Below are 14,409 nucleotides of genomic sequence, written 5' to 3' on the forward strand. Positions count from 1 at the left end.
AATCAGGACCATTGATGCATTCCCCATGGGAAGCGCGATTTTTTGCATTCCTGCAACGGACTATTGCAAAGACGAGGCTTCCCGAATGCCCTGCGCCTGCCTACCTCTGGCGCCATAAGCCCATCCCTGCTTCGGAGGAAGCGCATGCCCTACACGATCGACCAGGCGGCCCTCGACACCCTCTTTCTCAAGGCCCGGTCCCAGAATGGCTGGACCGACAAGCCGGTGAGCGAGGAGGAGCTGCGCGAGCTCTATCATCTCCTGGTCCATGCCCCGACCTCGGCCAACACCCAGCCGGCGCGCTTCGTGTTCCTGCGTTCGGAAGAGGCCAAGCAGCGCCTCGCCCCGGCCTTGTCGCCCGGCAATGTGAAGGCGCTGGCCGCCCCGGTGATCGTGCTGATCGGCTACGACCTGGAATTCTACGAGAAGATCCCGCAGGTGTTCCCGCACAATCCCGGCTTCAAGGACCTGTTCCTGAACAATCCGGGCATGGTTGAGCCCCACGCCTTCCGCAATTCCTCCCTCCAGGGCGCCTATCTCATCCTCGCCGCCCGCGCGGTGGGCCTGGATGTGGGTCCCATGTCGGGCTTCGACGCGGCCAAGGTGGATGCGGAATTCTTCCCCGGCGGCAAGGTGAAGACCAATTTCATCGCGGCGCTCGGCCATGGCGACCCCACCAAGGTGATGGACCGCCTGCCGCGCCTCGCCTTCGACGAGGTGGCGCAGGTCCTCTGATCCCTCTTTCGGGATAGCGGGTGAAGGAGAGGCGGCCGGAAATTTCCGGTCGCCTTTTCTTTGTCTTCCGTGGCAGCATCCCGCCATTGCCCTGACGCCGGAGGAGGACCTGTGAATCCGAAGCGCCAGATCCATGAGGCCGGCCATCGGCGCAAATTCCTCGTCATCATCGACGAGACGCCGGAATGCGACCGCGCGCTCTATTATGCCAGCCGCCGCGCCGCGCGCACCGGCGCGGGCGTGGTCATGCTCGGCATCCTGGAGCTGGAGGGCGTGGCCCAGCAATGGTTCGGGGTGGGCGATCTCATGCGCGCCGAGGCGACCGAGGCCATGCAGGAGCGGCTCGACCATTTCGCCGCCCGGGCCAAGCGCGTCTCCGGCATCGAGCCCGAGCCCGCCATCCGGGAAGGCAGCCGCGCCGAGGCCATCCTCTCCTTGATTGCCGATGACCGCGACATTGCCGTCCTGGTGCTCGCCTCCGGCACCGGCAGCGAAGGGCCGGGACCGCTGGTGACCTTGCTGGCCGGTCCCGCCTCCGCCCGCTTCCCCATCCCCGTGACCATCGTGCCCGGCGCGCTCTCCGACGAGGAGCTGGACGCGCTGGCTTGACGGGGCGCCGGCCGCCCGCCCACCTTGCGCAAGGGGCCGGGCTGGTTCCTTTCAGCGGGGCGGGATGCGGTGAGACTGTTCGAGGCGCGGCGTCCGGCGACGCTGGAAGAAGTGTCCTGGCTGCGCAAGGCGCTGCGGCGGCAATTGCTGCAATTGCGGGTGGGGGCCGACATTACCGACGAGGTGGTGCTGGCCATCGCGGAACTGGCCGCCAATGCGGTGCGCCACGCCTGGCCGCGCCCCAGCGAGATCGCGCTCTCCGCCGAGCTGGACGGCATCGTCCTCACCTTGACCCTGGAAGAGGATGGGGGCCCCTTCGAGGCCTTTCCCAAGCGCTGGGCCGGGGCAACGCTGGCCGGCACCGGGGCGGACGGCACATCGGGCCGGGGCCTGGCGCTCGCCCGCAGCGCGCTGGACCGCGCCGACTATGTGCCCGGAACGCCCAACCGGCTCGTGGCAAGGCGCCAGCTTGCCCGCCGGCGGCCGCTGGTGCTGGTGGTGGAGGACGAGGAGATCCTCCTCGACACCTATCTCAACCTGCTGGAGCCCCATTATCGCGTGCTGGCGGCCGCGACATTGAAGGAAGCCCTGGCCCTGGCGCGCGAGACTCGCGTTGATCTCATCCTCACCGACTTCCATCTGGCCGGGGAGCCCGGCACCGCCTTGGTGGAGGCGCTGGAGGACGACACCGCCCGCCCGCCCATCCCCATTGTCATGATCACGGGCGATCCCAGCGTGCGGGTGCGGGCGCTGGAATTGGGGGTGGACACCTTCCTCACCAAGCCGGTGCAACCGGAGGCGCTGCTGGAGACGGTGAAGCTGGCCCTGGTGCGGGCCATGCGCCAGCGGGCGCGGCTGTTCCGCTATTTCGGCTCGGCGCTGGAGGAACTGGTGCGGCCCGCACTGCCGGAGCGGCTCGGCCCCTTCCGCGCCACCCTGCGCACGGACACCGCCGACATTGGCGGGGGCGATCTGGTGGTGCACCTGCCGCTGGAGGGGCGCGACCGGGTGGTGCTGGTGGACGTGATGGGCCACGGCATCAATGCCAAGGCCGGCGCGGTGGCGCAGGCGGCCATGCTGCGGGGGCTGAACGCCGCCGCCCTTCTGCCGCCGGCCGAACTGCTGGCGCGCTGGTCTGGCGTGATCTTTTCCGAGCCGGCCTTCGACGCGGCGCTCGCCACGGCGCTGGTGGCGGACCTTCATCACGACGGCACCATCGAGATCGCCTCCGCCGGCCATCCCCATCCCATGGTGGTGGGCGCGTCCGGCGCGCGCAGCCTTGCCGCTGACGGGCCTCTGCTCGGCTTCACCGATGCGGCCACCTATGAATCGGTCACGCTCCGCCTCGCTCCCGGCGAACGGCTGGTGCTGGCCACCGACGGGCTCGACCCGGCCGAACTGGCCAGCGGCGGGCCGTGTCCCGATTGGCTGATCGAGATCCTCGCCGCCCAGGCCGCCGCCCCGCTGGAGCGCGCCGCCAACCGGGCGGCGGGGCGCATCGCGGCGCGGCTGGGGCCAAGCCCCGAGGACGATTGGCTGCTCATCCTCATCGAGGCGGAGGCCGACGCCGTCCTGCCGGAGGAGGGGGGCGAGGGGGACGATGTCGGTCGCCCAGCAGATATGGCCGCGCCCGCGCCCGCGTCTCCGCCCGAGATAAGGGAGCCGGTGGGCGCGATCCCGGCGCCGGTGTTGCCGGCGTCGGCGGACACGGACGTGGATTTTTCCGGGGTCGCGGCGCTGCGTCGGGCCGTGGGCGAGGAGAATTTCCAGCGCCTTGCCGGCCGTTTCGTGGACGGGACGGCGCAGCGCTTCGCCGATTGGGGGGAATTGGTGGCGCGCGAGGATGCGGACGCGCTTATTGCGCCGGCCCATGCGCTGGCCGGGCTGCTCGGCCAGTTCGGTCTGAACGGCGCGGCTGCCCTGGCGCGGTCGGCGGAGCGGGACCCGGAGGCGGATGCGCGGCTTTCGGCGGCGCGCCGTGTGGTCGCCCAGGCCGAGCGGGAAGTGGCGCTGCTCAAGGCCTGGCTTGCGGTGCCGCTGGATTAAGAATGCCGGCTAAATATCTCAGATAGCCGGCAATTCAGCGTCCTTCGCCCTCCCGCAACAGCCCGGCGAGGCCCTCCCGGAAGGTGGGATAGGCGAGCGCGACGCCCAATTCGTTGCGCAGCCGGTCGTTGCGCACCCGCTTGCTGCTGGCCCAGAAGCTCAGCGCCATCGGGCTCATGGTGGCGGCCGCCTCCTCGAACGGCACCACGCGCGGCGCCGGCAGGCCAAGCAGGCGGGCGGCCTCCAGGATCGGCTCGGCGGGGGAGGCGGGCAGGTCGTCGGTGACGTTCACGATGCCATCGAATCGCCGGTCCAGGGCAGCGCGGATGGTGGTCACGATGTCATCCACATGGATGCGGTTGAACACCTGCCCCTCCTTGTGGATGGGCCGCGCCTCGCCGGCCGCGAGCGCCGCCAGGGCATTGCGGCCGGGACCATAGATGCCGGCGAGGCGCAGCACGGCCACGGGAATGCCCCTCAATTCCCCAAAGGCCCGCCACTGTGCTTCCGCATCCAGCCGACGCTTCAGGCGGGCGACGCCGGAGGCGGGGGGTGTGAACTCGTCCACCCAGCCGCCCTTGTGGTCGCCATAGACGCCGAGCGTGGTGAGATAGATGACCTGCCTCAGACGGGGCGCATCTTCCAGCGCCTGGAGCGCGACGGCCATCACCGGGTCGCCGTCCTCGCCGGGCGGGGCGGAGAGCAGAAGCACGTTGGCGGCTTCGATGGCGTCGAGGAACGCCTGGGTCAGATGGGCGCCGTCAAAGACCAGACCGTCCACCTTCAGGTCGGGCCGCGACAGGCCGGCGAGGCGCGCCGCGCCCTCCGCCGTGCGGCTGGTTCCGATGATGCGCGTGATGCCGCTGCCGCCCGTCTGCGCGAGGCGGCGGGCGCAATAGCCCATACCGATGGCGAGGATCGTGGTCATGCTTCTCCCTTCGGCTGCCATTTCCTTCGCCTACCATTTCCTGGCTTGGGCGTCCTTCAGCATCCCCGGCGCGGGGCCGGTCGCCCGCTCACGCGGGTGGCCGTGATAGAGCGTTCCCGCCCCGCGCGTCGAAGGCGACGGGGACGGCACCGCCGGTCAAATGGGGTTGCGCGCCGACGGTGCCAAGGCCGGCGCGTGGTCGCACGCTCCGCCAAGCTGCCATTCCAGGCGCACCTCCTCGTCGGCTTCGCTGCGCACATGCTGCGCAGCAAGATCTGCAAAATGGCGCGCCTCCAGAAGACGCGACAAGGCCCAGACCGCCGCCCCGCGCACCACCGGCTCGGCATGGGAGAGATGGCGCGCCGCGCTTTCCGACAGCGCCGGATCGCCGGAATTGCCCATGGCGATGAGGATGTTGCGCAGCATGCGCGTGCGCCCCGTGCGCTTGATGGGGCTGCGGGCGAAGCGGGCGCGGAAGCCCTCTTCATCCAGCGCGGCGAGGCCCGCAAGGTCTGGCGCCCGGTTCTCGTCGCGGGCGGCGAGCTTCGCCTCCCGGCCCATTTGGGCGAACTTGTTCCAGGGGCAGGCGGCGAGGCAATCGTCGCAGCCATAGATGCGGTTGCCCATGAGCGGGCGCAAATCGCGCGGGATCGGCCCTTTGTGCTCGATGGTCAGGTAGGAGACGCAGCGCCGGGCATCAATCTGGTAGGGCGCCGGGAAAGCCGCCGTGGGGCAGGCGTCGAGGCAGGCCCGGCAGGCGCCGCAATGGTCGCGGGCGGGAGCGTCGGCGGGCAGGTCCAGCGTGGTGGCGATGGCGCCCAGGAACAGCCAGGAGCCGCGTTCGCGGGAGACGAGATTGGTGTGCTTGCCCTGCCAGCCCAGCCCCGCCGCCATGGCCAGCGGCTTTTCCATGAGCGGGGCGGTATCCACGAACACCTTCACGTCGCCCTTCATCCCCTCCCGGGTCGCGGCGGCCAGCAGCGCGCGGGCGAGGCGCTTCAGCTTGGCCTTGATGAGGTCGTGATAATCCTCCGCCTGGGCATAGACCGAGATGGCGCCGCGGCTGCGGGCGGCAAGCACCGCCCGGGGGTCTTCGTCGGGGCCGTAATTCAGGCCCAGCATCACCACGCGCTTCACGTCCGGCCACATGGCGCGGGCATGGACCCGGCGATCCAGCGTGTCAGCCATCCAGCCCATGTCGCCCTGCCGGCCTTCCGCCACCCATTGGCGCAGGCGCGCCCCGGCGGGGCCGATGGCATCGGGATCGGCGACGCCGAACGCGTCGAATCCCTCGTCCTGCGCCAAGTCGCGCAGGTGGTCCTTGAGGGTGAAAAGGGCAGAGGGGGGCGCGTCGGCGGCGGCCGGAGTGCTCAGAAGTCCAGGTCCGTATAGGTCTTGGACGGCGGCATGCCCGGCATGGAATCCGCCAGCAGGCCGCGGAAGGTCGGCCGCGACTTCATCCGCGCATACCAGGCCTTCGCGTCCTCGTCCTCTTCCCACGGCACATCGCCCAGATAGTCGGCCACCGAAAGATGGGCGGCGGCGGCAAGGTCGGCATGGCTGAGGCGGGATCCGCCGAGCCAGTTCCGCGCCCGCGCCAGCCACCCGATATATTTCAGATGATAGCGGATATTGGAGCGCGCCGCGCGCAGCGCCGTGGCATCGGGCGGCCCGCCGCCCTGGTCGGCCTTCATGTAGCGCTTGTAGATGCGCTCGCGCACCAGATGCTCGGTGGATTCCAGGAACATCTTTTCGTTGAACCAGGCCACCAGCCGCCGCACCTCCACGCGCGAAAGCGGGTCCTCGGGCAGGAGGCGCCGATCGGCGAGCGCGAGGCCCCGCGTCTCGTCCATATATTCAGCGATGATGGAGGCGCCGGGCACGGATGGGGCCTGCTGTTCAACCAGGACGGGGGTCTCACCAGCGGGATTGAGCACCAGGAAGTCCGCGCGCCGTTCCCATGTCCGCTCCTCCACCAGGACCGGCTCGATGCCGTATTCGGCGAGCACCAGCCGCACGAAGCGGGAATGGGGGCAGAAGGGGTGGTGGTAAAGTTCCATGAGGGAAGGTGCGGACCTGAAGCCTGTTGCCGGGGGCGGGCCCTGGAGCGGAGTGCCGGAAATGCAAGCCCCAAAGGAAGGTGGCCGTGCTCCCCTCGAAGCGGCGATCGCACGCTTTTCGCCTTGCGGACGATGATCGGTCCCGATCGCTGCCCCCGGTCTAGAGATGTTCTCGCACTGCCGCAAGACACAAAGGGCGGCGTCCTGTGGCCAGCCCGCCACATGGTGAACCATTGATCCACATGACCCTGGGGAGGGCGAAGCGCCCCCCGATTGCGCCCGCAGCGCCGACGCCGCAGGATGCCCGGGCCCCCTGGCCGGTCGGTCGGATCTCACCTTTCTGGACGCTGTCACATGACGCTCGGCACCATGATCGAGGCGCTGTTCCTCGGTCTCATCGAAGGCCTGACGGAATTCATCCCGGTCTCCTCCACCGCCCATATGCTGCTGGTCGGCCACTTCCTCGGCTTCGAGAGCAACGGCAAGACCTTCGAGGTGCTGATCCAGCTGGGCGCGGTGCTCGCAATCCTGGTGGTCTATTTCCAGCGCTTCCTGCGCATCGCGCTGATGCTACCCACCAGCGCCGGCGCGCGGCGCTTCGTCATCGGCGTGCTGCTGGCCTTCCTGCCGGCGGCGGTGATCGGGGCGGCGCTGCACGGCTTCATCAAGACGGTGCTGTTCGAATCGCCCATGCTGATCTGCGGCACGCTGATCTTCGGCGGCGTCGTGCTCCTGGTGATCGACAAGGTGGCGCCCAAGCCGAAATACAACAATGCCATGGGCTTTCCGCCCATGCTGGCGCTCAAGATCGGCTTCTGCCAATGCCTGGCGCTCATTCCCGGCATGTCGCGGTCGGGCTCCACCATCGTGGGTGCCATGCTGATGGGGGTCGACAAGAAGGCGGCGGCGGAATTCTCCTTCTTCCTCGCCTTGCCCACCATGCTGGGCGCCTTCGTCTATGACCTCTACAAGAATCGCGGCGTGCTGACGCTGGATGACGGCGTGCTGATCGCCATCGGCTTCGCGGCCGCCTTCTGTGCGGCGCTGGTGGTGGTGCGCAGCCTTCTGGATTTCGTCAGCCGCCATGGCTATGCGCCGTTCGGCTGGTGGCGCATCGCGGTGGGCGTGGCGGGCCTGGTGGGGCTCTATCTCACCCGCTGACCGGGCACGGGGAGGCCGGGCGCCTCCCCTTGTTTTTAGAAATCGCTGGCGATGCCGCCCACTTCCCAATCGCCATAGCGCACCGGCTCAGCGCCGCCGCGGCCATTGATTTCCTTGGGCATGGACTTGGCCACCGCATCAATGGCGGCGCGGCGCTCCGCCGCCTCGGCAAGGGCGCGCTTGGCCGCCTCGCTCAGAGGCGGGCGGCCCTCGGGCACCAGGGTGGCCGCTTCGAATTCAGACTTGTCCGTCATCGCATCGCTTCCATCAGGCGGCCGGACCACATCGCGGCCGGCCATCACGCTTGGGGCTTTCCGTATGGGGGCTTTCTAGCACAGCCCGCCCGCCGTGCCGAGGGATGCCTGCGCCGCGCCTTGCCCGCGCGCCGCAGGCATGCTAGCGACCCGCCACCGCAAGGGGGGCAGGTCCCCGCACAGGATGGAGACGAGCATGGCGACGCAGAACGGCACCCCGGACCCCAAGGCGCCCTCGCTCAATGTCCTCGCGCAATATGTGAAGGACCTCTCCTTCGAGAATCCCAACGCTCCCAACTCGCTGGGCGCCCCCCAGGGCCAGCCCGACGTGAACCTGCAGATCAACGTCAATGCCCGTCCCCTCCAGGGCCCGGACTTCGAGGTCGAGCTGAAGGTGGAAGGCAGCGCCACGGTGAACGGCTCCACCCTGTTCGCCTTCGACCTGACCTATGGCGGCATCTTCCGCGTGCAGAACGTGCCCGAGCAGAGCCTCCAGCCGGTGGTTCTCATCGAGTGCCCCCGCCTCCTCTTCCCCTTCGCCCGCCAGATCGTCGCGGACTCCGTGCGCAATGGCGGCTTCCCGCCCCTCATGATCGACCCGGTGGACTTCGCCGCCCTGTTCCAGCAGCGCATGGCCGCCGAAGCCCAGCGCATGGGCACTGTCGGCCAGGCGTGAAGGCCGCGCTCGCAGCCTTTGCCCTGATCCTGGGGGTGGCCGGTGCCCGCGCCGAGCCACCTGCTAGCCTGTCCTGCGAGGGCGTGTTTGCCCGCGACACCGACAAGGGCCGCCTCGTTGCCGCCTTCGGCGCCCCCCATGTGCGCGACGGGGAGATCCCTGGCGCCGAAGGGTCGACCGAGCGTGGCACCCTGGTCTTCGCCGACGATCCCGCCCGCCGCATCGAGATCCTCTGGCAGGACGAGAAGAAAAGCCGCATCCCCGCCATGGTGCGGGTGGGACCCGAAAGCACCTGGACCTTCGCGGTGCCGGGCGGCACCCTGAAACCCGGCCAAACCCTCGCCGAGGTCCGCGCCTTGAATGGCGGCCCCTTCGCCCTCTCCGGCTTCGAATGGGACTATGGCGGCACCGTCACTGATTGGAAGACGGGGCGGCTTGCCCGCATTCCCGGCGGCTGCACCCTCTCGCTCATCTTCGCCCCCGATCCCGACGCCCCTGAAAAGGCCCGCCTGAAAGTGTCGGGAGACGCCACCTTTTCCTCCGACGGCGCCGCCATGAAGGCCGTGCGCCCGAAGGTGGAGGTCCTCTCCTTCGGCTGGCCGGCCACGCCCTGAGAGGTGCGCGCATCGCCGCAGCGCGGCGTGTGCGGTGCGGTTCGCCTAAAGGCCGAAAAATCCCCCGTTGCGTCCGGCCCCGCCGTCGATAAGGATTGGCGGAATATCGCAACGCACAACATTCGGGGGAGTTGAATGACCAGCAGCGCCGCGCTTGCCGTCGACGAGGGCACTTTCGATGCCGTGGGCCTCGGCCGCGAAGCCACCACCACGCTGGAAAAGCTGCTGGCCGAAGTCACCTCCGAAATCCGCGCGCGGGTGAGCGAGGGCGGCAAGCTCTCCGCCCGCCTGCTGGACGGGGAGCAGCGCGCTACCCATGGCCTTGCCTGGCTCGCCACTTACGTGTTCGGCGTGCGCGAGCTGGTCCACTATGCCGATCGCCTCACCGAGATGGGCAGGTTCGGCGAGACCGAGCGGCTTCTCGTCCAGATCGGCCTCGGCGAATATGTTTCCCAGATCCTGGGCGGCATCCCCATGAGCCAGGGCGAGGTGGTCCGGCTCGACGATCTCTATGTCTCCGACGGCGCGCTGGCGGGCCTCCATGCGGACCTCGCCATCCGGTCGCTGGCCAAGAATGGCAATACTTCTGCGGCGCGTGCCGCGCTCGCCGCCCGCATCCGCGAGGCCCATGGCGCCACCACCATCGGCGATGCCGGCCTCGACGAGACCATGGAGGCCATGCGCACCGAGATCCGCCGCTTCGTGGAGGCGGAGGTGGCCCCCCACGCCCATGAGTGGCATCTGGAAAACGCCTATATCCCGCTGGAGATCATCCAGGGCCTCGCCGATCTCGGCGTGTTCGGGCTCACCATCCCGGAGGAGTATGGCGGTCTGGGCCTTCCCAAGGAGGCCATGTGCCTTGTCACCGAGGAACTCTCGCGCGGCTATATCGGCGTCGGTTCGCTCGGCACCCGCTCGGAGATCGCGGCCGAGCTGATCCTGGGCGGTGGCACGGACGCGCAGAAGGACAAGTACCTCCCGAAGATCGCCTCGGGCGAGATCCTGCCCACCGCCGTCTTCACCGAACCCAATACGGGCTCGGACCTCGCCTCCCTGCGCACCCGCGCGGTGAAGGAGGGCGATGTCTACAAGGTGAACGGCAACAAGACCTGGATCACCCATCCGGTCCGCGCCGACCTCATGACGCTGCTGGTGCGCACCAATCCGGCCGAGCCCGGCTATAAGGGCCTGTCCATGCTGCTGGCGGAAAAGCCCCGCGGCACCGACGAGGACCCCTTCCCCGCCAAGGGCATGACCGGCGGCGAGATCGAGGTGCTCGGCTATCGCGGCATGAAGGAGTTCGAGATCGGCTTCGACGGCTTCGAGGTGCCGGCCGAGCAATTGCTCGGCGGGGTGGAGGGCCAGGGCTTCAAGCAGCTCATGAACACCTTCGAGGCGGCCCGCATCCAGACCGCCGCCCGCGCCGTGGGCGTTGCCCAGGCGGCCATGGAGAGCGGTCTGCGCTATGCCGAGGAGCGCATTCAGTTCGGCAAGCCGCTCATCGCCTTCCCCCGCGTCGCCGACAAGATCGTGATGATGGCGGTGGAGATCGCCATTGCCCGGCAGATCACCTATTTCGCCGCCCGCGCCAAGGATGAGGGCCGCCGCACGGACCTCGAGGCCGGCATGTCCAAGCTGCTGGGCGCCCGCGTCGCCTGGGCGGCGGCGGACAATGCGCTCCAGATCCACGGCGGCAACGGCTTCGCGCTGGAATATCCGGTCTCCCGCCTCCTGTGCGATGCCCGCATCCTCAACATCTTCGAGGGCGCGGCCGAGATCCAGGCCCAGGTCATCGCCCGCCGCCTGCTGGAGAGCGGCGGCAACTGAGCGTGCGCGCGGGGCGGCACCCGCCGCCCCGTATCTCAGGGCTTCGAGGCGGGCGCCGGCTCGGCGCTGCGCAGCAGCGCCTCAAGGCCCAGCTTCTCCACCAGCCTCGCTCGCGCGGCGGGGCTGATGGTGCGGCGGAAATGGTCGCGGTCCAAATACAGGAACTCGCCATTGACGTGGGAGGCGCAGCCCGACGCATCGCAGAGCGCATCGGCGGGAACCGCCACAACCACATCGTCCCGCGCCCCTTTGAGGGAGCGGAAGGCCGCGCTCACCCCGTCCTGGACGGCGCTGATTTCCGAGCGGTCGATGCGGCCCACCTCCCGGTCGCAGGGCGCGCGCAGCAGCGCGCCGTCGCGCGCGGCAAGGCACGGCATGGGGTCGGTGTCCCAATGGGGAATGTCGCCGAACAGCACGATCTTGCGCCCCGGTGAGGCGAGGTCGGTGGACACCCGCAGCAATTCCTCCGCCAGCAGCCGATAGCCCGTCTCCATGCTCTCCGGCTTGCCGCCGGCGCGGTAGATGGCGTCGGGCATGAAGTTCCAGGCGGAGGCCAGGATCACCAGGCGGATGTCCGGGGCGGCCTTCAGCATCGCCCGCGTGCTGTCATAGGTGTCCGCGCAGATGGCCGGCAGGCCGGCGGGCGCCCGCCGCAGGCCCTCTCGCGAGAAGACGGCGGGGCAGGCGCGCACCAGGGCGATGGCGGTGTTGGTGCGCCGGCCGGCCTCGTCCAGCAGGTGCATCAGATGCTCGGCATGGCTGTCGCCCCAGACGATTCCGCGCGTGGTGGCGGTGCGCCAGTCCGCGCCAGCGACACAGAGCACCTTGCCTTCCCCAACGGCCGCCCGTTGCGGGCAGGGCCAGTTCCACATGCGCTCGAAGGAGCCGAGGGCGGCCAGCTGCGGCGACACGCGGTTCGCGACGCCCTCGGCCAGATAGATGGAAAAGCCCAGCGCCGCGACACCAAGGCCGGCCAGCGTGCCCGAGAGCACCACGCGCCGCGCCGGCATGGCCCGGTAGCGCCGCACCGGCTGCTCCACGAACCGCCAGGACAAGACCGCAAGCCCGAAGGCCACCGCCAGCGCGCCAATGGCCTGGAGATCGGTCAGGTGCGCGCCGTTCACATAATGGCGGGTGAAGGCCAGGACCGGCCAATGCCAGAGATAGAGCGAATAGGAGATCTGCCCCACGAACCGCACGGGCCGCAAGGACAGGGCGGCGGCGACCAGAGTGGGCGCGCGCGTGGGCAGCAGGAGGAGCGCTGTTCCCAGCACGGGCGAGACCGCATTGGGGCCCGGAAAGGGGCTGGTGGGGTCCAGCAGCAGCGCGGGCACCAGGATGGCCGCGACGCCCGCGAACTTCAGTCCCTCGGCGGCGCCGCGCGGCAGCCCGGCGAGGCGGTCGCGCACCAGCACCAGGGCGCCGCCAATGGCGAACTCCCAGGCGCGTCCGAAGGGCTGGTAGAAGGCGCTCTTGGCCCCTTCCGCCACCTTCACCACCGCGAGCGCGAAGCTGAGCCCGATCACCAGCACGAACAGGGCCGCCACCGCGTGCGGCCACTTGCGTGCGAGGCGCACCGCGCCCAGCAGCAGAAGCGGCCAGGCGAGGTAGAATTGCTCCTCCACCGCCAGCGACCACATGTTCAGGAGCGGCATCAGCTCGGCCGCGCCGTCGAAATAGCCGGTGTGGCGGAAGAAGAAGAAGTTGGCGAGGCCCACCGCCGTATAGGCAGCGCTGCGCCCGAGCACCGCGAAGTCGCCGGGCATCAGGATCAAGGCGCCCGCCGCCAGGCTCGCCACGAGCACCACCAGCAGCGCCGGAAGGATGCGGCGGACGCGGCGGTCGTAGAAACCGAAAAAGGTGAAGGTTCCCGCCCGCGCCTCGTTCAAGATGAGGTCGGTAATCAGGTAACCGGAGATCACGAAGAAGACATCGACGCCGATGAATCCACCGCTGGGCGGAAACCCGGCGTGAAACAACAGCACCAGGCAAACCGCTACCGCCCGAAGACCGTCAATATCGGTCCTGTACGTGCCCCCAACCATGCCAGAAACGCTCCGCAACAAAGCGGCCGGACCCTAGCCAGTCGCGGCGGGGGGATCAATGCGGGAGGGGGCGACATAAGCGACGCGGCGTTGTCCTTCTGGCGGGTCAGGTGCGCCGGGCGGTCACCGGGTCTCGGGCCGCTCCAGGAACCCGCCGGCCACCTTCAGCCCCAATGCGATGCCCATGGCTTCCAGGCCGAACAGATAGAGGCCGGGAATGGAGGGGATGGCAGGCAGCAGGGCCGCGATGAAAATGGGGGTCAGGCCCGCCATCACGCCGAAGCCGAAATTATAAGCGAGCGACACCCCCGAAAAGGCGACGGCCGGCGGGAAGCTCTTCACCATCAGCAAGGGCATGGCGGTCATGAGCCCGGTGCCAGCCGCCGCCAGGCAATAGCCCACCACCAGCAGCATGCCGCCGTGCCCGGCGGCGACGCCGAAGAAGAATTGGGCGGAAAGCCCCGCCGCCAATGCACCCACCGCCAGGGCGCGTCCAGGTCCCAGCCGGTCGAACAGCAGGCCCGAGGGGATGCAAGCCAGCGCCGTGCAGAAGGTGCCGAGTGACCCGATGCGCAGCGCCTCCGCCGCCGGGATGTGGAACTGGCTCTGCAGCAAGGTTGGGCCCATCAGCACCAGCACGGCGAAATGGCCCACCAGCACCCACAGCGAGAGGCCGGACACGATCAGCGGCCGTTGATAGGATGACACCACCAGCTTCAGCGGCAATTGCACCGCCAGGGCGCGGCGGCGCTGGAGGTCGCGGAAGACCGGCGTTTCCTCCAGCCAGCGGCGCAGGAACAAGGTGAGGAGCCCCAGCCCGCTGCCCATGAGGAAGGGCAGGCGCCAGGCATAGGCGAGGATCTGCGCATCGCTGGCGAGGCTGTGGACGAGGGTCGCCACGAACACTCCGAGGAGCGTCCCGCAGGTCATGCCCATGGCCATCACTCCGCAGGCCAGGCCCCGTCGGTCCTCCGGCACATGCTCGCTGGCGAACACATAGGAGCCGGCCACCTCACCCCCCACCGCACCGCCTTGGATGAGCCGCAGCAACGCCAGGAGGAGCGGCGCCCAGATGCCGAGCACCGCATAGCCCGGCAGGCAGGCCATGGCGAGGGTGGCTGCCGCCATCAGCAGGACGGAAAAGGTGAAGGTGCGCTTGCGGCCGATGCGGTCGCCGAAATGCCCGAACACCACCCCGCCCAGCGGCCGGGCCAGGAAGCCCACGGCGAAGACGGTGAAGGTCTGGAGCTGGGCCAGCCAGTGGGGAATGTCGGGCGGGAAGAAGACCCGGGACAGGACCGGCACGAAGAAGACGAACACCATGAAGTCATAGAGTTCGAGCCCGCCGCCCAGCGCGGTGAGGCCGAGCGTCAGCCAGTGCTTGCGGCGGAGCGGTGTTGCCGGGGCCGTCATGGCGTGCCTTTCGGGCTCAGGGGGAGGCGGTGCGAGGATCC

General features: G+C 69.2%; 13 protein-coding genes. 7 read left to right on the forward strand and 6 right to left on the reverse strand.

The features are described 5' to 3' along the window. Nucleotides 1-144: 144 nt before the first annotated feature. The 3 genes from PV781_RS15805 to PV781_RS15815 all read left to right on the forward strand — a co-directional run bounded on the left by PV781_RS15805 (nucleotide 145) and on the right by PV781_RS15815 (nucleotide 3,390). A complete protein-coding gene (locus PV781_RS15805; protein WP_274776596.1) occupies nucleotides 145-735 on the forward strand; it encodes a malonic semialdehyde reductase in 591 nt (196 codons plus the stop codon). A 111-nt stretch (nucleotides 736-846) separates the two neighbouring features. Then, entirely contained in the window at nucleotides 847-1,344 is a 498-nt protein-coding gene (locus PV781_RS15810; RefSeq protein ID WP_274776597.1) for a universal stress protein, read from the forward strand. Between the two features lie 69 nt (nucleotides 1,345-1,413). Further along, nucleotides 1,414-3,390, forward strand: coding sequence for a SpoIIE family protein phosphatase (locus tag PV781_RS15815; protein WP_274776598.1), 1,977 nt, complete (start codon nucleotides 1,414-1,416; stop codon nucleotides 3,388-3,390). 34 nt (nucleotides 3,391-3,424) lie between these two features. Here PV781_RS15815 and PV781_RS15820 read toward each other — a convergent pair whose 3' ends face one another. From PV781_RS15820 to PV781_RS15830, 3 genes are all read right to left on the reverse strand, one after another. Continuing rightward, nucleotides 3,425-4,318 carry an SDR family oxidoreductase gene (locus PV781_RS15820; RefSeq protein ID WP_274776599.1) on the reverse strand — a complete coding sequence of 298 codons (894 nt, stop codon included), beginning with the start codon at nucleotides 4,316-4,318 and terminating at the stop codon, nucleotides 3,425-3,427. A 156-nt stretch (nucleotides 4,319-4,474) separates the two neighbouring features. Then, nucleotides 4,475-5,692 carry a tRNA epoxyqueuosine(34) reductase QueG gene (gene queG / locus PV781_RS15825; RefSeq protein ID WP_274776710.1) on the reverse strand — a complete coding sequence of 406 codons (1,218 nt, stop codon included), beginning with the start codon at nucleotides 5,690-5,692 and terminating at the stop codon, nucleotides 4,475-4,477. Further along, entirely contained in the window at nucleotides 5,689-6,378 is a 690-nt protein-coding gene (locus tag PV781_RS15830; protein WP_209104371.1) for a glutathione S-transferase family protein, read from the reverse strand. Before PV781_RS15830 ends, queG begins: the two co-directional genes overlap by 4 nt. Before the next feature lie 354 nt (nucleotides 6,379-6,732). Between PV781_RS15830 and PV781_RS15835 the strand changes: the two genes are divergently transcribed. Beyond that, nucleotides 6,733-7,539 (forward strand): undecaprenyl-diphosphate phosphatase, encoded by an 807-nt coding sequence (locus PV781_RS15835; RefSeq protein ID WP_274776600.1) that lies wholly within the window; start codon nucleotides 6,733-6,735, stop codon nucleotides 7,537-7,539. Nucleotides 7,540-7,574: 35 nt separating this feature from the next. Here PV781_RS15835 and PV781_RS15840 read toward each other — a convergent pair whose 3' ends face one another. After that, nucleotides 7,575-7,793 (reverse strand): DUF1674 domain-containing protein, encoded by a 219-nt coding sequence (locus PV781_RS15840; RefSeq protein WP_274776601.1) that lies wholly within the window; start codon nucleotides 7,791-7,793, stop codon nucleotides 7,575-7,577. Nucleotides 7,794-7,989: 196 nt separating this feature from the next. Between PV781_RS15840 and secB the strand changes: the two genes are divergently transcribed. The 3 genes from secB (at nucleotide 7,990) to PV781_RS15855 (ending at nucleotide 10,910) form a co-directional block, all read left to right on the forward strand. Then, the gene (gene secB / locus PV781_RS15845) at nucleotides 7,990-8,469 is read left to right on the forward strand and encodes a protein-export chaperone SecB (protein WP_274776602.1); all 480 of its coding nucleotides are present in this window, start codon (nucleotides 7,990-7,992) and stop codon (nucleotides 8,467-8,469) included. After that, complete coding sequence (locus PV781_RS15850; RefSeq protein ID WP_274776603.1) at nucleotides 8,466-9,083, forward strand: hypothetical protein; 618 nt, start codon at nucleotides 8,466-8,468, stop codon at nucleotides 9,081-9,083. Before secB ends, PV781_RS15850 begins: the two co-directional genes overlap by 4 nt. A gap of 135 nt (nucleotides 9,084-9,218) precedes the next feature. Further along, complete coding sequence (locus PV781_RS15855; RefSeq protein WP_274776604.1) at nucleotides 9,219-10,910, forward strand: acyl-CoA dehydrogenase family protein; 1,692 nt, start codon at nucleotides 9,219-9,221, stop codon at nucleotides 10,908-10,910. A gap of 35 nt (nucleotides 10,911-10,945) precedes the next feature. Here PV781_RS15855 and PV781_RS15860 read toward each other — a convergent pair whose 3' ends face one another. Together PV781_RS15860 and PV781_RS15865 are read right to left on the reverse strand one after the other, a co-directional pair. Continuing rightward, nucleotides 10,946-12,955, reverse strand: coding sequence for an acyltransferase family protein (locus PV781_RS15860; RefSeq protein ID WP_274776605.1), 2,010 nt, complete (start codon nucleotides 12,953-12,955; stop codon nucleotides 10,946-10,948). Nucleotides 12,956-13,078: 123 nt separating this feature from the next. Continuing rightward, nucleotides 13,079-14,368, reverse strand: a complete 1,290-nt coding sequence (locus PV781_RS15865; protein WP_274776606.1) for an MFS transporter — start codon at nucleotides 14,366-14,368, stop codon at nucleotides 13,079-13,081. Nucleotides 14,369-14,409 lie beyond the last annotated feature (41 nt).

This window comes from Aquabacter sediminis, assembly GCF_028863665.1.
GTDB lineage: Bacteria > Pseudomonadota > Alphaproteobacteria > Rhizobiales > Xanthobacteraceae > L1I39.